18 protein-coding genes are annotated in these 19,967 nt (G+C 65.7%); 10 read left to right on the forward strand and 8 right to left on the reverse strand.

The features are described 5' to 3' along the window. Window positions 1–3: 3 nt before the first annotated feature. The 4 genes from M3G14_RS08350 to M3G14_RS08365 form a co-directional block, all read right to left on the reverse strand. Window positions 4–1,188, reverse strand: coding sequence for a hypothetical protein (locus M3G14_RS08350; RefSeq protein WP_259926077.1), 1,185 nt, complete (start codon window positions 1,186–1,188; stop codon window positions 4–6). Next, window positions 1,185–3,176 carry a prolyl oligopeptidase family protein gene (locus M3G14_RS08355; protein ID WP_259926078.1) on the reverse strand — a complete coding sequence of 664 codons (1,992 nt, stop codon included), beginning with the start codon at window positions 3,174–3,176 and terminating at the stop codon, window positions 1,185–1,187. Before M3G14_RS08355 ends, M3G14_RS08350 begins: the two co-directional genes overlap by 4 nt. Beyond that, a complete protein-coding gene (locus tag M3G14_RS08360; protein ID WP_259926079.1) occupies window positions 3,177–4,322 on the reverse strand; it encodes an alpha/beta hydrolase family protein in 1,146 nt (381 codons plus the stop codon). A gap of 434 nt (window positions 4,323–4,756) precedes the next feature. After that, window positions 4,757–6,229, reverse strand: coding sequence for an alpha/beta hydrolase family protein (locus M3G14_RS08365; protein WP_259926080.1), 1,473 nt, complete (start codon window positions 6,227–6,229; stop codon window positions 4,757–4,759). A gap of 162 nt (window positions 6,230–6,391) precedes the next feature. On the opposite strand from M3G14_RS08365, the gene lpdA reads away from it, so the two are divergent. From lpdA to M3G14_RS08410, 9 genes are all read left to right on the forward strand, one after another. After that, window positions 6,392–7,810, forward strand: a complete 1,419-nt coding sequence (gene lpdA / locus M3G14_RS08370; RefSeq protein WP_259926136.1) for a dihydrolipoyl dehydrogenase — start codon at window positions 6,392–6,394, stop codon at window positions 7,808–7,810. A gap of 372 nt (window positions 7,811–8,182) precedes the next feature. Beyond that, window positions 8,183–8,956, forward strand: a complete 774-nt coding sequence (locus M3G14_RS08375; RefSeq protein WP_259926081.1) for a succinate dehydrogenase cytochrome b subunit — start codon at window positions 8,183–8,185, stop codon at window positions 8,954–8,956. Window positions 8,957–8,981: 25 nt separating this feature from the next. Continuing rightward, the gene (locus tag M3G14_RS08380) at window positions 8,982–11,057 is read left to right on the forward strand and encodes a fumarate reductase/succinate dehydrogenase flavoprotein subunit (RefSeq protein ID WP_259926082.1); all 2,076 of its coding nucleotides are present in this window, start codon (window positions 8,982–8,984) and stop codon (window positions 11,055–11,057) included. Then, window positions 11,057–11,806 (forward strand): succinate dehydrogenase/fumarate reductase iron-sulfur subunit, encoded by a 750-nt coding sequence (locus M3G14_RS08385; RefSeq protein WP_259926084.1) that lies wholly within the window; start codon window positions 11,057–11,059, stop codon window positions 11,804–11,806. Before M3G14_RS08380 ends, M3G14_RS08385 begins: the two co-directional genes overlap by 1 nt. A gap of 64 nt (window positions 11,807–11,870) precedes the next feature. Then, window positions 11,871–12,242 carry a hypothetical protein gene (locus M3G14_RS08390; RefSeq protein ID WP_259926085.1) on the forward strand — a complete coding sequence of 124 codons (372 nt, stop codon included), beginning with the start codon at window positions 11,871–11,873 and terminating at the stop codon, window positions 12,240–12,242. 113 nt (window positions 12,243–12,355) lie between these two features. Continuing rightward, entirely contained in the window at window positions 12,356–13,636 is a 1,281-nt protein-coding gene (locus tag M3G14_RS08395) for a DUF445 domain-containing protein (RefSeq protein ID WP_259926086.1), read from the forward strand. A 13-nt stretch (window positions 13,637–13,649) separates the two neighbouring features. Continuing rightward, window positions 13,650–14,183, forward strand: a complete 534-nt coding sequence (locus tag M3G14_RS08400) for a CGLAU_01105 family protein (RefSeq protein WP_259926087.1) — start codon at window positions 13,650–13,652, stop codon at window positions 14,181–14,183. Window positions 14,184–14,204: 21 nt separating this feature from the next. Continuing rightward, a complete protein-coding gene (locus tag M3G14_RS08405; RefSeq protein ID WP_396122223.1) occupies window positions 14,205–14,504 on the forward strand; it encodes a DUF2516 family protein in 300 nt (99 codons plus the stop codon). A gap of 14 nt (window positions 14,505–14,518) precedes the next feature. Continuing rightward, window positions 14,519–15,043 carry a hypothetical protein gene (locus tag M3G14_RS08410; RefSeq protein WP_259926089.1) on the forward strand — a complete coding sequence of 175 codons (525 nt, stop codon included), beginning with the start codon at window positions 14,519–14,521 and terminating at the stop codon, window positions 15,041–15,043. Here the strand turns inward: M3G14_RS08410 and M3G14_RS08415 are convergent. From M3G14_RS08415 to M3G14_RS08425, 3 genes are read right to left on the reverse strand one after another with little or no spacing between them, the layout of a single operon-like run. Continuing rightward, window positions 15,040–15,825, reverse strand: coding sequence for a DUF2993 domain-containing protein (locus M3G14_RS08415; protein ID WP_259926090.1), 786 nt, complete (start codon window positions 15,823–15,825; stop codon window positions 15,040–15,042). The genes M3G14_RS08410 and M3G14_RS08415 overlap by 4 nt on opposite strands. A gap of 5 nt (window positions 15,826–15,830) precedes the next feature. Further along, the gene (locus M3G14_RS08420; protein ID WP_259926137.1) at window positions 15,831–16,646 is read right to left on the reverse strand and encodes a class I SAM-dependent methyltransferase; all 816 of its coding nucleotides are present in this window, start codon (window positions 16,644–16,646) and stop codon (window positions 15,831–15,833) included. Then, entirely contained in the window at window positions 16,647–17,138 is a 492-nt protein-coding gene (locus M3G14_RS08425) for a DUF2505 domain-containing protein (protein ID WP_259926091.1), read from the reverse strand. It lies immediately after the preceding gene. Between M3G14_RS08425 and M3G14_RS08430 the strand changes: the two genes are divergently transcribed. After that, window positions 17,100–18,182 carry a UDP-N-acetylmuramate dehydrogenase gene (locus M3G14_RS08430; RefSeq protein WP_259926138.1) on the forward strand — a complete coding sequence of 361 codons (1,083 nt, stop codon included), beginning with the start codon at window positions 17,100–17,102 and terminating at the stop codon, window positions 18,180–18,182. The genes M3G14_RS08425 and M3G14_RS08430 overlap by 39 nt on opposite strands. Here the strand turns inward: M3G14_RS08430 and M3G14_RS08435 are convergent. Next, window positions 18,179–19,921: a long-chain-fatty-acid--CoA ligase gene (locus tag M3G14_RS08435; RefSeq protein WP_259926092.1), complete on the reverse strand. Its 1,743-nt coding sequence runs from the start codon at window positions 19,919–19,921 to the stop codon at window positions 18,179–18,181. The genes M3G14_RS08430 and M3G14_RS08435 overlap by 4 nt on opposite strands. Window positions 19,922–19,967: the final 46 nt, after the last annotated feature.

Consider the following 19,967-nt stretch of genomic DNA (forward strand, 5'->3'; position numbering starts at 1 on the left):
GGTCTACCTTACCGCCCGGCGCAGGCCCGCGATGTGCACCAGCGCACCCGCGGCCGGGCCCAAGAAGAGGGCTGTGCTTACCGACGCCACGTGGCCGCCCGCAGCCGCAGGTGCACCAAACACGATGCCGAAGGCAACGACCGTTGCGGTGAGCCAGCCCGCCACGTACCAGCCGTGGCGCTCCAGGGCGAGCACGGCCACCCCGGTGATCATCAGCGCGCCCATCCACGCGGACGCGAAGGTGAGCACGCCGAGGGTAAGCCCGCCCATGGCGTACTCCGGGGAAAAGAGCAGCCGCAAAATCAGCGGGCCGAGGGCCCAGGCGGCCATGAACCCGACCGCGCCGAGCGCGAGTACCGCGGCGATCGGCATGGCCAGCGCTGAATAGATGCGGTCGCGGTGCTCGACGAAGCGCACCACCAGCGCGGACTGGAAGCGCTGCAGCGGCACGAGCACCGGCGCGCGGGTGAGGATCACCGCGTTGATCAGCGCGGCGACCGGCGCGGCCGGGAAGGCGGCGTTGATCACGGCCGGGAAACCGGTGATCAGCACGGCCGAGGCCCCGGAGGCCACCATCGCGCTGAGCATGCGGCGTACGAACATCCCGCGGTTGACATCCACCGGCACGTGCAGGTACTCGCGGCGCAGGAGGACGAGCCAGCTCGCGGCGCCGATGACGGTGATGACGAGGAAGACGGTGACTCCCCAGCCGGCAGCCCAGGCCGCCACGGCCAGCACCAGGCGCACGCCGGAGTCCAGGGCGAACAGGCCTGCGTAGCGGTCCCACGACTGCAACCCGGAGAGGATACCCGCCAGCACCGCTTGGAAGGCGTAGCTGGCCAGCCCGATCGTCATGAGCGCGGTGGCGGTACCGGGGGACTGCGGCACGACCAACCCCATAAGCAGCACCCCGCCGAGCGCGACGACGACCAGCACGATCGCGGCGAGGCGTGCGCCGATGCGCCAGGGGTTCGCCGCGCCCAGCTTCTTCGTCTCGCGGGCGGAGGCGACTGCGCGGGTGGTCTCGTGCGTGATGCCGTCGATAAGCCCGGTGCCCGCGAAAAACACGCTCCAGAAGGCGGCGAAGTAGCGGTAGCCGGTCTCCGCGTCGAGGGCGCGGGCGGCGACCCACAGGACGACGAAGCCGCTGATCGCGGCGAAGATCGTCGCCAGCGTCAGGTTCCTCACTTGGAAGACTCCGCGGCAGTATCGCCGATCTTTTCCTCGAGCCAGGCGTAGATCATGGCCTCCACGCGCGCGACCTGCTCGTTATCGGCCGCGCCGGCGTGGCCGCCCGCGGTGTTTTCAAAGTAGTCCACCGGCTGGCCGGCCTCCCACAGCGCGAGCGCGAAAGTGCGCGCGTGTGCGGGGTGGACCCTATCGTCGCGGGTCGAGGTGGTCACCAGCGCCGGCGGGTAGGCGGGCGTACTCGCCACGTTCTGCAGTGGTGACCAGGTCTCGATGAAGGCGCGCTGCGCGTCATCGTCCGGGTCGCCGTACTCGGCCATCCAGGACGCGCCCGCGGAAAGGGTGTGGTAGCGCAGCATGTCCGTCAGCGGCACCTGCACCACGGCCGCGCCGAAGCACTGCGGGTACTGCGTGAGCGCCCCGGAGGTGAGCAGCCCGCCGTTGGAACCGCCCCGGATCCCGATCTGCGCAGGTGTTGCGTAGCCGCGAGCCACCAGGTCCTCGAGTACGGCGCGGTGGTCCTCCCACACCTTGTGGCGGTGCTCCTTAACCGCCTGCGAGTGCCAGTGCGGGCCGAACTCGCCGCCGCCGCGCAGGTTGGGCTGGACGTAGAAGTAGCCCTTGGACAGCCAGGCCAGCCCGCGCAGGTTGGAAAAGCCCGGCGTGAGTGAGACCTCGAAGCCGCCGTAGCCGCCCACCAGCGTGGGCCGCGCACCAAGCGAGAAGTCGCCGGTGATGTAGTAGGGGATCTTGGTCCCGTCCGCCGAGGTGGCCCAGTGCTGACGGGTGGTCAGCCCTTCCGTGTCGAACAGGGCCGGGGCGTGCTTGGCTTCGGTGAGCGTGGCGTCGAGAAGCATAAGCGTGCTCGGCGTGGTGAAGCTGGCGACGTTGAGCCACACCTCATCACCGTCGAGCGGGCTGGTCGCCACAATCGACGCGGTCGCCGCCTCGGGCAGCGCTACCTCGGTGCGCTCCCACGTGCCGAGGGCGAAGCGGTAGATGCGCGTGGCGACGTTTTCCAGCGTGGTGACGTAGACGCCGGTGGCGGTCAGCGAGAGGTCCTCGACCGCGGCGTCACTGACGAGCAGCGTGAACTCGCGCGCGCCGTCGAGGAAAGCGTCGAGCTCGATCACCGCGAGCGCCCCGGCCGGGATCGTCTGGGGGCCGGCTTGGTAGTCCGTGCGCGGCAGGATGAACAGCCACTGCTTGTACGTCACCGCGGTGCAGTCGGTCGGCAGGTCGAGCTCGACGCCGTCGACCCAGGTCCGCGAGGTGTAAAAGTCCAGGGCGCGGGTGCATACGGTGCGCTCGAACCCCGGGGTGGGGTCGAAGTGCGCGCCGACGGCGACGTCGGTCGGCTCGCCGCGGAAGATCTCCTCGGCCTGGTCAAGTGGGGTGCCGCGGTGCCAGCGCCGCACTTGCGCGGGGTAGCCCGACTGGGTGAGCGAGTTCTCGCCCAGGTCGGTGCCCACCAAAAGCGTGTCGCGGTCGACCCAGCTCACATCCGTCTTCGCCTCGGGCAGGGAAAAGCCCCCGTCGACGAAGCTGCGCCGTGCCAGGTCGAACTCACGGATAACCACGGCGTCGGCCCCGCCGCGCGAAAGCCTCAGCAGCGCGCGGTCGTGCGTAAGCGGCAGGACGGTCGCGCCCTTCCACACCCAGTCCTCGCCCTCGGCCTGGGCGAGCGTATCGACGCTCACCAGTACCTCCCACCGCGGCGTGGGCGACAGGTACTCGTCCAGGGAGGTGCGGCGCCAGACCCCGCGCGGGTTGTCCGCGTCGCGCCAGAAGTTGTAGAGGTACTCGCCGCGGCGCACCACGTAGGGGATGCGGTCGTTGGTGTCTAAGGCGTCGCGCAGGCGAGCCCGCAGCTCGGCCGTGTCTGGGCTGTCGAGTGCGTCTTCGGTCGCGCGCGACCACTGCGTGGCCCATTCCAGGGCTTTCGCGCCGGTGATGTCGTCTAAGAGGTGCGGATCAATCGAGCGCATTTACATCCCAAAAGCCGGGGCGATCGTGGTGTACCAGGCCTTCTTGATGTCCTGGCGCCAGTAGCCCCACGAGTGCGTCCCGGCGTTGCGGAACTCGTAGTGGGCCGGGATGTTCAAGCCCTCCAGTTTGGCGCGCAGGTCGTGCGAGCACTGGTTGATCGCGGCTTCGATCGCGCCGCCTTCCACCTGCAGGGTGGTCGCTGCGATACCGGCGGCGACCTCCGGCACGCCAGCTTCGCCAACCAGGTAGCTGACCTGGTCCTGACGCCCTGCCAGACCGGTGGAGGTGGAGATGTAGAGCTTCGTGCCGCGCAGGCGCTCCGCGTTGAGCAGCGCGTCGTTCCAGCGGTTCTTCGGCCCGCCCATCGGGCCCCACATCTGCTCCGGGGTGATCTGCTGGAAGTTCGGCACGTGCGAGGCGCGGTTGACGGTGACGCGGCCGTAGTTGTAACCGTGCGGCGAAGAGGTCGAGGCGCACCCGGAGAAGGAGGCAGCCGCGTCGTAAAAGCCGGGGCGGTGCTCCGGCAGCACCAGGGAGGTGGTGCCGGACATGGAGAAGCCGACGATGGCGCGGCGGTTATCCGCGTTGAGCGTGCGCTCGATCGGGCCGGGCAGCTCCTTGGTCAGGAAGGTTTCCCACTTCTGCGGACCCTTGAGGTAGCGGCCCTGGGGGTTGGGATCTACCCAGTCCGTGTAGTAGGAAAACGCGCCTGCCTGCGGGATGACCACGTTGACGCCCTTGCCGGCGAAGAACTCGCGGACCTCGAAGGACTTCAGCCAGTCCTGGTCCTGCTCCGCGCCGCCGGCGCCGTTGAGCAGGTAGATGATCGGAGCGTTTGCGACGCGCTGGCCCGCCGGATTGGTGGCGGGGACCACGGCGACGGGGATGTCGCGGCGCATCGATGGCGAGTACACCTTGTAGGACAAGACGTTGCGGTGGTCGACCTGGGTGGTCCAGGACTGCGGCTTATTCAGGTTCAGCGCCAGCGGTGGGTTGCTGCGCGCATCCCACGGCTTGACGACGCCAACGGGGCTGTCGCCGGCAACCTGGCCTGCGGTGACGGTGGCGGCGTCGGCTTCGGCGACCACGCCGCAGGTCAGTGCCAGCGTCGAGGCGACAGCGGCGACTATGCGCTTGATCTTCATCGGTCCAGGTTTTCCTTACATTTATGCTCGGGGGACGCGGGTGAGTCGGGTAAGTACTGCTCCGCGCGGCCGTGACGGAAGTTCATCATACGTTACCCGTGGGACAATTGGGGTTTGCGTGTGCGACAATCGGGCACACAGTTTGTAATATTTGTGCCAGCAAACGCGAACATAGAGATGTGTGCCTTGCAGTCCACTGCAAGTCCCACTGGCACCTGCCCCAAAAAGAGAAAGAGGCCCCAATAATGAACGGTTTGGAAGCACTCCAGGTCCAGATCAACACCGTGCTCGGTGAGCTCATCCACGTCGGCTCGTCGATGTCTTCCACCATCGCGTACGGGATGGGCATGTTCTAGCCCCTTCGTGGCGCAGAAAGCGCCCTGGCCGCAGCTCATCAGTTGCAGCCAGGGCGCTTTACTTTGTCAGGCCGTGTGTTAGGCGTCCGGGAGGAGCGCCGGACGGATCACGGTCTTCCAGGACTCGCGCATGTCCTCCAGCCAGGACGGCCAGGAGTGGGTGCCGGTGGCGCGGAAGTTGTAGTGGGCGGGGATGCCCTTGGCGTCAAGCTTGGCGCGCAGGTCGTGCGTGCAGGCATTCATTGCGCCCTCGATCGCGCCGCCTTCCACCAGCAGCGTCATGTGGTTCGCAAAAGCTTGGCTCGAGTTCAGCCCGCGCTGGTTCTTCAAGTAGCCGATCATGTCGGTCTCGCTGGTCAGACCGGTGCCGGAGGAAATGTAGAGCTTGGTGCCCCGCAGGTGCTCCGCCATCACCAGTGCGTCGTTGTAGCGGTTGTACTCCGAGCCCATCGGGCCCCACAGCTGATCCGGGGTGACGTTCCCGCCGGCGCGGTTGACCGTCAGGCCCACGAAGAAGGAGGGCAGCGGGGTAGAGGTGGCGGCGCAGCCGGAGAAGGATCCGACCGCGTCGTAGAACCCCGGGTTATGTTCGGCGAGCAGCAGCGACGAGGTCGCCGACATAGAGAAGCCGGACACGGCGCGCTTGTCGTTCGCGTTCATGTACGGCTCGATCGACTGCGGCAGTTCCTTGGCCAAGAATGTCGACCACATCTGCTTGCCGTTGAGGTAGCGGCCCTTTTCGGGCACGGTGAGCCAATCCACGTAGTAGGAGAACGCGCCCTCCATCGGGATGACCACGTTGACCGGCTCTTCGCCCAACGTCTTGTAGATCGTGCCGGCGGCCTGCGCCAGCCAGTCCGTGTTCTGCTCCGAGCCACCCGCGCCGTTGAGCAGGTAGTACGTGGGCGCGTTGTCGATCGGCTGCCTCTGGGCATCCGTCGCGCGGATGACTGCGACCGGGATGTCGCGCTCCATCGACGGCGAGTAGACCTCGAGCGCCTCGCCGCCCGGGAACTGCTTGACCTTCTGAATCCACGTCTGCTCCCCGCCGTCGGTAGAAGGCAGCGAGCGCGTCAGGGGCTTGACGGTGCCGGCGGTACTGTCCGTCTCCTCCGGCATGTTGGCCAGCTTCTCCGGGTCGGTCTCTGGGCCAGCCAGCGCCCGATCTACGACCTCGCCCAGGTCACCTTCCTCGCCGGTGGGCTTGGACGCGCCGATATCCTCGCCCTCGGGCATGTCGGCGTCGACGGGTGCTGCAACCTCAACGACCTCGTCAACGACCTCGGTCGTGGTGACCACGGAGTCAGCCGGCTCAGCGCTCGGCTCGACGTTTGGCTCAGCGCTTTCCGACGGCGCGTCGGCCGCGGCTGTCTCTGCAGCGCTGGTGGGGGTGGAGGTCTCCGGCACGGTCGCCTGCGTGGTGGACTGCGCCGCGGCGATGCGGGCAGTGTCCGTTTCAGGCGTGCTCGAGGCGGTGAAGTGGGCGGCGGTGGGAATCGCAGTCGCAGCGAGAGTAAGGGCGGCGGCAGCAGCGATAGCCGGACGCGTCATTTTCACAGGTGGGCTCGCTTTCCTGAATCAAGAGTGGGGATCGTTAACGTATATAGTGCCAGATCGCTGAAGCGTTACCCAAGGGCGGAGCGCGCGGCCGTTCGGGGCGCACACGCAAATCCGGGGGAAGCGTACCCAAAGTGCGTGAATCCACGTATCCTGATGGGCGTGAGTAAAGAACATTTTGACGTTGTTGTCCTCGGCGCGGGCCCCGGTGGCTACGTTGCCGCCATCCGTGCAGCGCAGCTGGGTAAAAAGGTTGCAGTTGTAGAGAAGCAGTACTGGGGAGGTGTCTGCCTCAATGTGGGGTGCATCCCCTCCAAGGCGTTGATTAAGAACGCCGAGGTTGCTGAAATTTTCAACCACGATGCCAAGACCTTCGGCATCAAGGGTGACGTGGAGTTCGATTACACGGACGCCCACAAGCGCTCCCGCCAGGTTTCCAAGAAGATCGTCGGCGGCGTGCACTACTTGATGAAGAAGAACAAGATCACCGAGATCAACGGTCTTGGTTCTTTCACCGATGCGAACACGCTGGAGATCACCGACGGCGACGATAAGGGCAAGGTCGTGACCTTCGACGATTGTATTATCGCTACCGGCTCCGTCGTGCGCACCCTCCCGGGCATCGAGCTGTCCGAGAACGTGGTGTCCTACGAAGAGCAGATCCTCAACCCGGAAGCCCCGGAGAAGATGGTCATCGTCGGTGCCGGTGCCATCGGCATGGAGTTCGCCTACGTGCTGTCCAACTATGGCGTGGACGTCACGGTTGTGGAGTACATGGACCGCGTTCTGCCGAACGAGGATAAGGACGTGTCCAAGGAGATCGCCAAGAAGTACAAGAAGCTGGGCGTGAAGCTGCTGACCGGCCACGCCACCACCGCGGTGCGTGACAACGGCGACTCCGTTGAGGTGGACATTAAGAAGAACGACACGGATAAGACCGAGACGCTGACCGTGGATCGCGTGATGATCTCCGTCGGCTTCGCCCCGCGCACCGAGGGCTACGGCCTGGAGAACACGGGCGTCGAGCTCACCGAGCGCGGTGCCATCGCGATTGATGAGCGGATGCGCACCAACGTTGACCATATCTACGCAATCGGCGATGTCACCGCCAAGCTGCAGCTAGCGCACGTGGCCGAGGCGCAGGGCATCATCGCCGCGGAGGTCATTGCCGGGGCGGAGACCCTCGAGATCGAGGACTACATGATGACCCCGCGCGCAACCTTCTGTAACCCGCAGGTCGCCTCCATGGGCTACACCGAGGAGCAGGCGAAGGAGAAGTGGCCGGACCGCGATATTAAGGTCGCGACCTTCCCGTTCACCGCAAACGGCAAGGCAGTGGGCTTGGCTGAGACCGCTGGCTTTGGCAAGCTCGTCGCGGACGCCGAGTTCGGCGAGATCCTCGGTGCGCACCTCGTGGGCCCGCACGTCTCCGAGCTGCTGCCGGAGATCACCCTGGCGCAGCGTTTCGACCTCACCGCCGGTGAGATCGCGCGCAACATCCACATCCACCCGACCCTGTCTGAGGTGCTCAAGGAGATCGCGCACGGCATCGAAGGCCACATGATCAACCTGTAAGACAACGAACGTGTCTGCAACCCGCCCCGGTTTTGCCGGGGCGGTTTTCATGTCCCGGAAAAGGACACGTGGGCGTCGTTAAGCGATAGCTCAACCTCAGGTTGACTCTTAGGGTGAACTTACCAACCAAAGGTTGACACATTAAGGGGTGAAGTGAGGGGCGCTTTCAACATTGTCCGTGCAAGGTGTGCAATGTCACAAAGTGGCATGGGGGAACCTGGCAAGGTTGAAATCTGCTGGGAGTACGGAGCGATCCGCAAAAGATATGCCCATTGCGCGAGGTGGGAGGGGGTGGCTGAGGGGAAGAAGCGGGCAACAAAGTAGGTGACGAGGCCAAAGGTTGCCTACAGTAGTAGCGACACTGGAGGTGCCATGACTGTACAAAACGCAGACCGTGAAGCAATTCGTCACGGAAAAATCACTGAAAAGCCGCTGCGCGAGCGGCCGTCCTACCCAACGTGGGCTTTGAAGCTGACCATGGCCATCACTGGCCTCATCTTTGGTCTTTTCGTGCTTGGCCACATGGTGGGCAACCTGAAGATCTTTATGCCGCTCGATGCAAACGGGGAGGCGCCGATTGACGCGTACGGCCGCTTCCTGCGCGAGATCGGCGAACCGCTGTTCCCGCCGGAGGGCTTCCTCTGGATCGTCCGCATCGTGCTGCTTGCCTGCCTGGTGCTGCACGTCTGGGGCGCATTTGCGCTGAAGGCGCGCTCTGCGAAGTCCCGCGGCAAGTTCAAGCGCACGGGCCTGATGGGCGGCTGGCAGTCCACCGCCACCCGCTGGATGCTGATCACCGGCATCATCCTGCTGCTTTTCGTGGTGTTCCACCTGCTGGACCTCACCGTCGGCCAGGTCGTTGCCTCTGACCAGTTCATGGCCGGCGAGGTGCGCAACAACCTGCTCGCCACCTTCGCGCCTGAGCGCTGGTTCGTGACCCTGTTCTACGTAGTGGCCAACCTGTGCCTGCTGCTGCACCTGACCCACGGCATCTACCTCGCTGTGTCCGACCTCGGTTGGCTGGGTGAGCGCGGTCGCGGCCTGATGGTGCTGCTGGCATACGTCCTTCCGTTCATCGTGGTCATCGGCAACGTCGTGATGCCGATCGCCATCATGCTCGGCTGGGTCCCAGGCTTTTCCCGGTAACGGCTGATAGAGGAGAATTACAACTATGACTACCGCATTTAACGCCAACCAGGGCGCACAGAGCGGCGAAGCCGACACCGCTGCCACCGCTACCGCTGGCCAGGGCACCGCGCAAGGCTTCCGCCAGCCGGAGTCCGTCGCACCCGGTGTGACCCCGGGGCACATCCTCGAGTCCAACGAGCCGAACCGCGACGAGGTTCGGATGAAGGACATGTGGGCCTACCAGAAGGACCACATGAACCTGGTCTCCCCGCTGAACCGCCGCAAGTTCACCGTGCTTGTGGTGGGCACCGGCCTGTCCGGCGGCGCCGCCGCCGCAGCGCTCGGCGAGCTGGGCTACAACGTCAAGTCGTTTACGTACCACGACGCTCCGCGCCGCGCGCACTCCATCGCCGCACAGGGCGGCGTCAACTCCGCCCGCGGTAAGAAGGTGGATAACGACGGTGCGTACCGTCACACCAAGGACACCGTGAAGGGCGGCGACTACCGTTGTCGCGAGTCCGACTGCTGGCGCCTGGCCATCGAGTCGGTCCGCGTGATCGACCACATGAACGCCATCGGCGCGCCGTTTGCCCGTGAGTACGGCGGCACCCTGGCCACCCGCTCCTTCGGCGGCGTGCAGGTGTCTCGTACCTACTACACCCGTGGCCAAACGGGCCAGCAGCTGCAGCTGTCCACCGCATCGGCGCTGCAGCGCCAGATCCACCTGGGCAACGTGGAGATCTTCACCCACAACGACCTGATGGACCTGGTCATCACGGAGGAAGACGGCAAGAAGCGCTGCCGCGGCATTGTCACCCGCAACCTGATCACCGGTGAGATCGTGCCGTTTACCGGCCACGCTGTCATCCTGGCGACCGGCGGGTACGGCAACGTCTACCACAAGACCACCCTGGCGAAGAACTCCAACTCTTCCGCCATGATGCGCGCCTACGAGCGCGGTGCGTACCTCGCATCCCCGGCCTTCATCCAGTTCCACCCGACCGGTCTGCCGGTGAACGCGAAGTGGCAGGCGAAGACGACGCTGATGTCGGAGTCCCTGCGTAACGACGGTCGCATTTGGACCCCGAAGGAAAAGGGCGACGACCGTAACCCGAACGACATCCCGGAGGAGGAGCGCGACTACTTCCTCGAGCGCCGCTACCCGGCGTTCGGCAACCTGGTGCCGCGTGACGTGGCATCGCGCGCCATCTCCCAGCAGCTCAACGCCGGCTACGGCGTGGGCCCGCTGCACAACTCCGCGTACCTGGACTTCGCCGACGCGATCGAGCGCCTCGGCGAGGACACGATCCGCGAGCGTTACTCCAACCTGTTCGAGATGTACGAGGACTCCACCGGTGAGGACCCGTACAAGGCGCCGATGCGTATCGCCCCGACCGTCCACTTCACCATGGGCGGCCTGTGGACCGACTTTAACGAGATGACCTCCATCGACGGCCTCTTCGCCGCCGGTGAGTGCTCCTGGACGTACCACGGCGCAAACCGCCTGGGCGCGAACTCGCTGCTCTCGGCTTCCGTCGACGGCTGGTTCACCCTGCCGTTCACCGTGCCGAACTACCTGGCCAACCACCTCGGCGAGGAAGTGCTGGCAGAGGACGCGCCGGAGGTGACCGAGGCTGTCACCCGTGCCAAGGACACGATCGAGCAGATCATGAACGTCAAGGGCAACGACCCGCACGGCCCGGAGTACTTCCACACGCAGCTCGGCGAGATTCTCTACGCACACTGCGGCGTGGCCCGCACCGTCGAAGGCCTGCAGGAAGGCATCGAGAAGATCCGCGCCCTGCGCGAGGACTTCCGCGCCAACATCTCGATCCCTGGCTCCGCAGACGAGATGAACCAGACCCTCGAGGCTGCGCTCCGCCTGGCTGACTACATCAACCTGGGCGAGCTCATGTGCATCGACGCGCTTGACCGCGACGAGTCCTGTGGTGCGCACTACCGCATGGACCACCTCTCCGAGGACGGCGAGGCTGAGCGTGACGACGAGAACTGGTGCTTCGTCTCCGCGTGGGAGCCGGCTGGCGAGGGCGAGTTCATCCGCCACGCAGAACCCCTGTACTTTGATTCGATCCCGCTGATGACAAGGAACTACAAGTAATGAAACTGACACTTGAGATCTGGCGTCAGGCCGGACCCGACACTGACGGGCACTTTGAGACGGTGCAGGTAGATGACGCCGTCGAGCAGATGTCCATCCTGGAGCTCCTCGACCACGTGAACAACAACCTGGTCGAGGAAGGCAAGGAACCCTTCGTCTTCGCTTCTGACTGCCGCGAGGGCATCTGTGGCACCTGTGGCCTGAGCGTGAACGGCCGCCCGCATGGCGCCGACACGAACATCACTGCCTGCCTGCAGCGCTTGTACAACTACAACGACGGCGACACGCTGAAGATCGAGCCCTTCCGCTCCGGCGCGTTCCCGGTGATCAAGGACCTCACCGTGGATCGCTCCGCGCTGGACCGCGTAATGCAGCAGGGCGGCTACGTCTCCATCAACGCTGGTACCGCTCCGGACGCGGATACGCTGGCTGTGAACCACCACGACTCGGAGACCGCGCTGGACTACGCTGCCTGCATCGGCTGCGGCGCCTGCGTGGCTGCCTGCCCGAACGGTGCTGCGCACCTGTTCACCGGCGCGAAGCTTAAGCACCTCAAGCTGCTGCCGCTGGGCAAGCAGGAGCGCGGCCGTCGTGCGCGCAAGATGGTCGACGAGCTGGAGACCAACTTTGGCCACTGCTCGCTCTACGGCGAGTGTGCAGACGTGTGCCCGGCGGGCATCCCGCTGGACGCGGTCGGCGCGATCAACGCCGAGCGCGCACGCGCGGCCTTCCGCGGTGGCGACGACTAGGCCGTCGTATAATAACGACAGTATTGATCCAGTATTTGACGCAGGACTAGAGAAAAGAGTCATCATGGCTTCCGAGCACGCTGTTGCAGACATCAGGAGCGAATCCTTCCCGGACTATGCACCGGCAATTCAGGACACGTACATCGAGGGCTACGACCCGGTTTCCCTCTCCGCGCCGCATTCTTCGCTGAACAAGTACTTCACGTGGATCGCGATGGCGCTCATCCTGGGTTCCCTGTACGGTTTCGGCATCGCCGTGTGGGGCGGCGCCGCAATGTTGTACGGCCTCGGTGCCCAGGAAGGTGACTACGGTCAGCTCCTGCTGATCCTCGGCCTGGTCGAGATGGCCGTCACGCTGGGCGGTGCCGCGTTGCTGCTGGGCCTAGGCCGGAAGGACTACAAGTCCTACCGCAAGGCAACCGGCCGCGTGAACTAGCCACTGCGCCGTATACGCACTCCCCGCCAGAGAACGTGGAAGTTTTCCGGCGGGGAGTTTTGCGTGTGCAGCCCGCCCTTCTAGCCCGGCAACCGCCCTGCCATAATCGGGGTATGGCTCAGCACGCGCTCATGCCCGCGCCCGCGAACGAGGCGGCGCGGCGGCGGACTCTAAGAAACCACAAGATTTTTGTCACCAGCCTGCTCGGGCTGATGGCCGTGATTTTCCTGTCGTGCTCGTGGTGGCAGTCCACCGGCACAGCCCCCGGCTGGGTCGGCTACGTGCGCGCCGCCGCCGAAGCCGGCATGGTCGGCGGCCTCGCCGACTGGTTTGCCGTGACGGCGCTGTTTCGCTTCCCCATGGGGATTCCGATTCCGCACACGGCCATCATCCCCAATAAGAAAGACCAAGTTGCCGACGCGCTCAGCGAGTTCGTCAGCGAAAACTTCCTCAACGCCCGGACCATTACGCAAAAAGTGATGGAGGCTAAGCTCCCAGAGCGCGTCGGCGTGTGGCTCTCGGAGCCAGCGAACGCGCAGCGCGTGAGCGAAGAGGCAGGTGTTTTCGCCGTGCGCCTGGTCCGCGGCATCGACCCCGCAGATGCGGAGGCACTGATCAACGCACAGCTGATCGACCGCCTCGCCGAGCCGACGTGGGGCCCGCCGCTCGGCCGCGCGCTCGACGGCTTCATCGCGGACGGCAAGGCCGAGCCCATCGTCGACGACATCATCGCCTGGTCTCGCACCAAACTGGGCGGGATGGAGCAGAGCATCATCACGCTTATCGACGAGCGCATGCCCCGCTGGGCGCCCAAGTTTGCCAAAGACTTAGTCGGGGAGAAGGTCTACACCGAGCTGGTGAAGTTCATGGCAGAAGTGGACCATGACCCGAACCACGAGGCGCGCCGCGCGATCCGCCGCCAGCTCACTCAGTTCGCCCAAGACCTCCAGTTCGACGGCGAGATGATCGCCCGCGTCGAGGCGCTAAAAACCGATGTGATGGGCTCGCATGCGGTGACGTCCGCCGTCGGCAACATCTGGGCACAGCTCTCGGAAGCGCTCATTGCCAACGCCGAGGACGAAGACAGCCTGCTGCGCCGCAAGGTCGCGAGTACGGCGCAGGAGTGGGGCGAGAAGCTGGCGCACGACGAGCAGGTGCGCACGGCGGCCGAAGCGAAGCTGGAGAAGGCGGTGCACTACGCCGCGGACAACGGCGCCGATCAGATCGTGGGCATCATCGCGGAGACGATCCAGCGCTGGGATGGGCGCGAGGCCTCCGACAAGATTGAGCTGATGGTGGGCAAGGATCTGCAGTTTATCCGTCTTAACGGCACGATCGTGGGTGCGCTCGCCGGTCTGGTTATTTACACTGTGTCTCAACTGCTCTTTTTCTGACAAAGGATGGACCATGACTGATCACACCCCGCAGGGTAAGCACGCCGCACACGAAGAGAACACCGCCGCCGATGGGCTGCGCGCAAATCTGCGCGACGCCGGACAGGCCCTGCTTGCCGCAGGCTCCTCGCTCGGCTCGCTGCTGAGCAAGCAGGCGGACAAGTACGCCGGGGATCTGCCGGGCAAGCTGAAGGCGGCCACCGCGAGTGCGCGCGAGCGCCTCGATCACGCCTCCAATGAGGGCGAGGTGCGCGCCGCAGCCTCCAGCTTTGTCGCCGAGGCCGAGAAGCAGTTCCAGGCGTTCCAGCAGCGCGACCTGGAGTTCTCCGATGAGCTCAAGCGCACCCTTCGCAGCACGCTGGACGAGGCGCGCGGGACCTTTAACACCAAGATCGAGGAGCTGCGCGCGAAGGACACCGACGGCGTGCTCGAGGACGTCCGCCAGCGCCTGGAGGAGCTGTTCGGGCGCGTGCAGGAACAGTTTGGTGGCAAGGAAGAGACGCCGGATATTATCGAAGGCGAAATCGTTGCCGAGGACGGAAAGTAATCCATGCCCATTCCCTTTGACATGAGCACGGTCGGGTTGATCGCGTCGATTCCGAATTTGTGTAGCGCCGCGCTTTTCCTCCTGGTGGGAATCGCCGGTTTCGTCGGCCTCTATTTTGCCGCCACAACCCGCCCCGATGCATTCGAGGCCGCAGACCGGCAGTCGAAGGGCGCATGGTGCGCGATCCTGGGCCTGTCTGGCCTGGTTTGCCTGCTGAGCTTCCCCTTTGTGATGTGGTTTGGTGCCGTGGCGATCGGCATCTACTGGTTTGACGTCAAGCCGCAGATCGACGGCATCCTCAACGGCAACTACGGCTACTAGGGTTTGACCCGCGCATGGATGACTTGGAGTGGCTGGCTACCCGCCGCGGCACCTGTGTCGCCGGCGGGCCTTTCCATGTACCGGATGATCCGGGCGCGGCCGGGGTGGTCGTCGAGCCGACCCAAATCCCTCAGGCGGTACGCGCCGGGCTACCTGTGATCGCGGTGGTTGGCTGGCCCACGGGACGGCACCACAGTGTGATTAAGGCGGCGGAGGCGCGCCTTGCCGCAGAGTCGGGCGCGGATGCGCTGTGGCTGGCTTTGGACCCCGACGCGACGGAAGAGGCGATGCTCGCAGACGCCATCGCGGTGCACCAGTCACTCGAGGTAGAGGTGGGGATCGTTTGCCCCGCGGCGCCGGAGCCGGCTGTGGTTCGGGTGGCGGAAACACTTGGCGCGTCGTGTCTCGCGCTGCCCGCGACAGCGCCGCTGCCGGAGACCTCCTTGGACATCTGCGTCTTCGGTGCCGAGCCGGGCGATCAGGCCGCGATCGCGTGGCTGGAGGCGGGGGCGGCCTACGTGTTTGCCGCTTGCGCCTAGCTGGCGAAGTTTTGGCCCTGCATCTGCTGCAGCTCGTTGAAGTTCACGTTTTCGCCAGCCATCGTCACGCGCACCCCGCCGGGGATGACGGTGAATTCCTCGATGCGCATCTGGCCGGTGCTTTGGCCCTCCATGCCCTTGTTCATGGCGTCGCTGAGCGCGCCGGCTGCCTCATCCGGCAGGTCGAAGCCGAAGAGTTGGGTGCCGGTGGCCTCGAAGCGCATGTGCCCGCCTTCGGTGATCGGCTTGAGGTCTAGGCTGGCCGCACCGCCGCTGAAGGCGATGTGGATGGTGCCAGCCTCAGGGTCCGTGTTGACCTCGGAGACGTTGATGATGCCGCTGAGGAAGGAATCCTCGCCCATCTGCTCGCGCAGTTGCTGGTTGAGCATGGCGCGGATCAGGTCGTTGGTCAGCTCGGTATCCAGGCGCAACGAGTCCGCGATCGGCTCGCCGTCACCGTAGCGCATGTTGTCCATCTGCACGTGCGAGGCGGGCTCGCCTGTGACCTCGTCGCCGTTGACCACAAGGGTCGAGGGCGTTTCGATATCGATGTGCGGCAGCGTGCCCGACGCTAGCCCGAAGAGCACCGGCTGCGGGCCAAAGGAGACCTTAGGATCAGCAGGTTCGGCACCCTCACCGGACTCAGCCGTAGACGCCGCGCCCGCCTCGTATTCGGAGGTGATCTGGTTGGCCATGAACATGCGGATCCCGCCCTCGGCGATAAGCAGCAGGACGAGCAGCACGGCAAGGATGCCGACGATGACTTTCCACGCAGTTTTCATGCGGCCTAGTGTACGGCAGGGTCCACCGCCGCCCACTTCACTGTGAGCACGTTGTCGCGCAGCGGCCGGCGCACAGGTTGGATGGGCCACCCTAAGGCGATGAGTTCCTTGCGGGCCTCGCGCCAGCGGACCCGGGGCCCGTAGGGCTCGAATGCGGCTGCGTGGGCGTAGGCGGCGTCGGCGTCGGCAAGCAGGGCGTGGATGCGCTCGCCCGGCACATTGCGGTGAATGAGCACCTTGGGCAGGCGCTCGGCGACGTCGCCGGGGGTGGCCACGTCGAAGGGGTCCCAGGCGAGGGTGAGTGAGCGCGGGCCGGAGGCGTCGAGAAGCACCCAGGTGGCGCGGCGGCCGATCTCGTCGCAGGTGCCCTCGATGAACATGCCGCCGGGTGCGAGGCGCTCGCAGACGGTGCGCCAGGCCGCGTCGACTTCCGCGACGTCGTATTGGCGGAGCACGTTGAAGGCGCGCACGAGGTGGGGGCGGTAGCCGGCGAGCTCGAAGCCGCCGAGCTCGAAGCGCACGCCGTCGCGCGGCGGCAGCACCCTATCCGGGTGGATTTCTAGCCCCACGACCTCGGTGGATACGTTGATGCGGCGCAGCCACCGGGCCCACTCGACGGTGGTGGTGTGCGAGGCGCCGTAGCCCACGTCGAGCGCGAGCGGGGACGGTGCGCTACGCAGAAGGGAACGGATCGCGGGGTTGTAGAAGGCCCAGCGATCGCAACGGCGCAGGCGGTTATACCCGGTAGTGCCGCGGGTGATGACCCCGTACGGCTTACCGGGACCGGCCTGCGCCTTGAGGTTGTGGTGGTGCGGGGAGATTTACAGGTTCTCCGCAATCCACTGCTCGGTGAGCTTCGCTTCGTTTTCCACGATCTCCTCGAGCGCTTCGGCCACCTTCGGCTCGAGCGCGGCACCCATGAAGGGGATGTCCACCTTTGCCTCGTTGTCGTAGGCCAGGGTGGTGGTCTCGCCCTCGCCGGTCATGGTGATCTCGCCGGAGAAGTCGACCGGGGTGCCCTTCACGTCACCGGTGAAGGTGTGGTTGGCGGTGTTGCCGTCCAGCTTGCCGATGTTGACCACGCGCTTGAGCTTGAGATCCTGGCTGATCATAGCCTGCGCGGCCTCGGGCAGGATGGACTTCGGCAGCACCTCAAACAGGGTGGCGGTCTCACCGGTGAACTCGTGCAGCTGGCCCGGCTCCGGGGAGAGCTTCTCCGCGATGAATTCCCAGTACGCCTGGGTAGCGTAGGCCTCGGCGACCTTCTCGGCCGGCTGGTTGATGGTTACGGTGGTTTCACTACGTGCAGTCATGACCAACAGACTACCGTTGGTGGGGTGTCTGATTCATCTTTTGCCTCCCTGACCACGCTCCGCGTCGGCGGTACCCCCGCTGACCTGATTCGTTGTGCAAGCGCCGAGGAGCTCGCCGCAACCGTCGCCCGCCTCGATGCGGCAGGCACCCCGCTGCTTGTGGTGGGCGGCGGCTCGAACCTGCTCGTGGCCGAGGGGCAGTTGGACATCGTCGCGGTTGTCGCGGAAAACGCGGGCATTTCGCTTCTCGACGCCACCTCGTCCCCCTCCCACGCCACCCTGCGCATCGGCGCTGGCACCGTGTGGGACGACGTCGTGGCCTACGCGGTCGAGCACGGCCTGGGCGGCATCGAGGCGCTCTCCGGCATCCCGGGTTCCGCGGGCGCGACCCCGGTGCAAAACGTCGGCGCGTACGGCGCGGAGATTGCCGAGGTGCTCACGCGCGTGCGGCTGTACAACCGCGAGTCGAAGACCGACGAGTGGGTGCCCGCCAGCTCCCTGGACTTGGCGTATCGCTACTCCAACCTGAAGTTCACGCACCGCGCGGTGGTGCTCGAGCTCGAAATCGAGCTGGAGCGCCGGGAGCTGTCGGCGCCGCTGCGCCACCTTGGCGGCGCACGCGTCCCACTGGCCGAGGCGCGCGCTTCTGTGCTGGCCACGCGCAAGAAGAAGGGGATGGTGTTGGACCCGCAGGACCACGACACGTGGTCGGCCGGCTCCTTTTTCACCAACCCCGTCGTGGACTCGGCAACCGCGGACGCGATCGAGCGCGAGGTCGGGGAGGAGGGCATGCCGCGCTTTGCGCAGCCAGACGGCAAGGAGAAGCTGTCGGCGGCCTGGCTCATCGAGCGCGCCGGGTTCCCGCGCGGCTTCCCCGGCGAGGACGCGCCGGCGCGCTTGTCGACGAAGCACACGCTCGCCCTGACCAACCGCGGACAGGCGACCGCGGACGACATCGTGGACTTGGCGCGGCGGGTGCAGCGTGGCGTCGAGAAGCGCTTCGGCGTCGTACTCGTGCCCGAGCCTGTGTGGGTGGGCCTTTAGCCCAGCATCCGCAGCAGGTCGTCGCGGACCTCGCGGCGGCGAATCTTGCCCATCTGATCGCGCGCGAGCTCCTCGAAGTGGTAGAAGGTGCGCGGGACCTTGTAGCGGGTGAGGTTCTCGCGCGCGTGCTCCTTTAAGCCCTCCGGGTCGAGCGCGGCACCGTCGCGCAGCACGACGCAGGCGACGACGTCTTCCGAGCCGTCCTCGCGGGGGCGGCCCACCACGGCGACGTCGACCACGTCGCGGTGCTTGCGCATGACTTCCTCCACCTCGGCGGGGTAGACGTTAAACCCGCCGGTGATGATGAGCTCCTTGATGCGAGAGACCAGCTTGATAAAGCCGTCTTCCTCCATCACGCCCATGTCGCCGGTGCGGAACCAGCCGTTGTGGAAGGCGCGCTCGGTCGCCTCCGGGTTGTTGAGGTAGCCGCCGAAGACCTGGGGGCCCTTCGCCAGGATTTCGCCCTCCTCGCCGTAGGGCATGTCCTCGTCGAGGTTCTTTTCGTTGGCGATACGGATCTGGGTATCCGGGAAGGGGATGCCGATGTAGCCGGGGCGGCGATCCGCCGTGCGCGGGTTGCCCACGATGATCGGCGAGGTCTCGGTCAGCCCGTAGCCCTCCACCAGGTGGCCGCTGGTAATGGCCTCCCACTCCTCAATGACCTCGGCAGGCAGGGAGGAGGCACCGGAGAAGCCGATCTTCACATTGGACATGTCGACGTTCTGCTCGCGCGCGGCTTTCACAATGCGCTCGAACACGGTGGGTACGCCCGGGATGAAGCTCGGCGGGCGCTTCTTCAGCGCGCGCATGATCAGGTCCATCTTCGGGGCCGGGAGCAGGACGAGTTCGCTGCCCACCAGCATCATCAGCGTGAGGGAGAAGGTCAGCCCGTAGGCGTGGAAGAAGGGCAGCGTGGCCAGCATGCGCTGGCCAGGCTCCTGCAGCTCCTTGACCCAGGCGCGGCCCTGCAGGGGATTGGCGTGCAAGTTGGCGTGGGTGAGCACCGCCCCCTTCGGCGCGCCGGTCGTGCCGGAGGTGTAGAGCACCACGGCGGGCGAATCTGGGGTAAGCGTCTCCGGAATTTCCAGGTCCGTGCCCTCGCCCCCGATGGCGGAGCCGGTGAGCGCTTCAAAGGGAACCGTGTTGGTGCAAGGCCCGGTCAGCTGGGCGCGCGCGTCGCGGATCCGGGGGATCGGGATGCGCAGGGCGAGGCGCTGCAACCGCGGCATCGCCCGGGTCATGTCCACACTGACCACCGTTTCCAGCGCAGTATCCGCACGTAGCTTCTCCAGGGTGTCCGCGGTTTTATCCCACACGATGGCGATGCGGGCACCGTGATCGGCGAACTGCGGGCGCAGCTCGTTGGCGGTGTAGAGCGGGTTGTGTTCCACCACGACGCCGCCGAGCAGTTGGACTGCGTAGAAGGCGACGATGTGCTGTGGGCAGTTCGGCAGCATGATGGCCACGCGGTCGCCCTCGCGCACGCCGAAGGCTTTGAGGCCCGCGGCGGCGCGGCGGACGTCGCGGTCCAGCTCGGCGAAGGTGAGCGTGCGGCCGAAGAAGGTCGCCGCCGGCTTGTGGGCGTTTTTCTCCAGGTTCCGCTGGTACATCTCCGGCAGGGTGGTAGTGCCGTACTCCAGGTGGTGGGCGGTCCACTCCGGGTAGTACTGCAGCCAGGGTGTGTCGCGGTTCGGATCGTGTGCGGCGCCAGGGTGAGCGGGTTGCGCAGTTGAAGACATGCCACACACCTTACGCTCCCGTAGCTTTTGAGGCCGGATGTCGGCT

Origin of the sequence: Corynebacterium sp. p3-SID1056, from assembly GCF_025152525.1 — a bacterium.
In the GTDB taxonomy this organism is placed as follows: Bacteria; Actinomycetota; Actinomycetes; order Mycobacteriales; family Mycobacteriaceae; genus Corynebacterium.

Bases quoted from the DNA above. Each gene is read 5' to 3' on its own strand.
- M3G14_RS08355 (WP_259926078.1), bottom strand. From the start codon at position 3,176: ATGCGCTCGATTGATCCGCACCTCTTAGACGACATCACCGGCGCGAAA.
- M3G14_RS08360 (WP_259926079.1), bottom strand. From the start codon at position 4,322: ATGAAGATCAAGCGCATAGTCGCCGCTGTCGCCTCGACGCTGGCACTG.
- M3G14_RS08365 (WP_259926080.1), bottom strand. From the start codon at position 6,229: ATGACGCGTCCGGCTATCGCTGCTGCCGCCGCCCTTACTCTCGCTGCG.
- lpdA (WP_259926136.1), top strand. From the start codon at position 6,392: ATGGGCGTGAGTAAAGAACATTTTGACGTTGTTGTCCTCGGCGCGGGC.
- M3G14_RS08375 (WP_259926081.1), top strand. From the start codon at position 8,183: ATGACTGTACAAAACGCAGACCGTGAAGCAATTCGTCACGGAAAAATC.
- M3G14_RS08380 (WP_259926082.1), top strand. From the start codon at position 8,982: ATGACTACCGCATTTAACGCCAACCAGGGCGCACAGAGCGGCGAAGCC.
- M3G14_RS08385 (WP_259926084.1), top strand. From the start codon at position 11,057: ATGAAACTGACACTTGAGATCTGGCGTCAGGCCGGACCCGACACTGAC.
- M3G14_RS08390 (WP_259926085.1), top strand. From the start codon at position 11,871: ATGGCTTCCGAGCACGCTGTTGCAGACATCAGGAGCGAATCCTTCCCG.
- M3G14_RS08395 (WP_259926086.1), top strand. From the start codon at position 12,356: ATGGCTCAGCACGCGCTCATGCCCGCGCCCGCGAACGAGGCGGCGCGG.
- M3G14_RS08400 (WP_259926087.1), top strand. From the start codon at position 13,650: ATGACTGATCACACCCCGCAGGGTAAGCACGCCGCACACGAAGAGAAC.
- M3G14_RS08405 (WP_396122223.1), top strand. From the start codon at position 14,205: ATGAGCACGGTCGGGTTGATCGCGTCGATTCCGAATTTGTGTAGCGCC.
- M3G14_RS08410 (WP_259926089.1), top strand. From the start codon at position 14,519: ATGGATGACTTGGAGTGGCTGGCTACCCGCCGCGGCACCTGTGTCGCC.
- M3G14_RS08415 (WP_259926090.1), bottom strand. From the start codon at position 15,825: ATGAAAACTGCGTGGAAAGTCATCGTCGGCATCCTTGCCGTGCTGCTC.
- M3G14_RS08425 (WP_259926091.1), bottom strand. From the start codon at position 17,138: ATGACTGCACGTAGTGAAACCACCGTAACCATCAACCAGCCGGCCGAG.
- M3G14_RS08435 (WP_259926092.1), bottom strand. From the start codon at position 19,921: ATGTCTTCAACTGCGCAACCCGCTCACCCTGGCGCCGCACACGATCCG.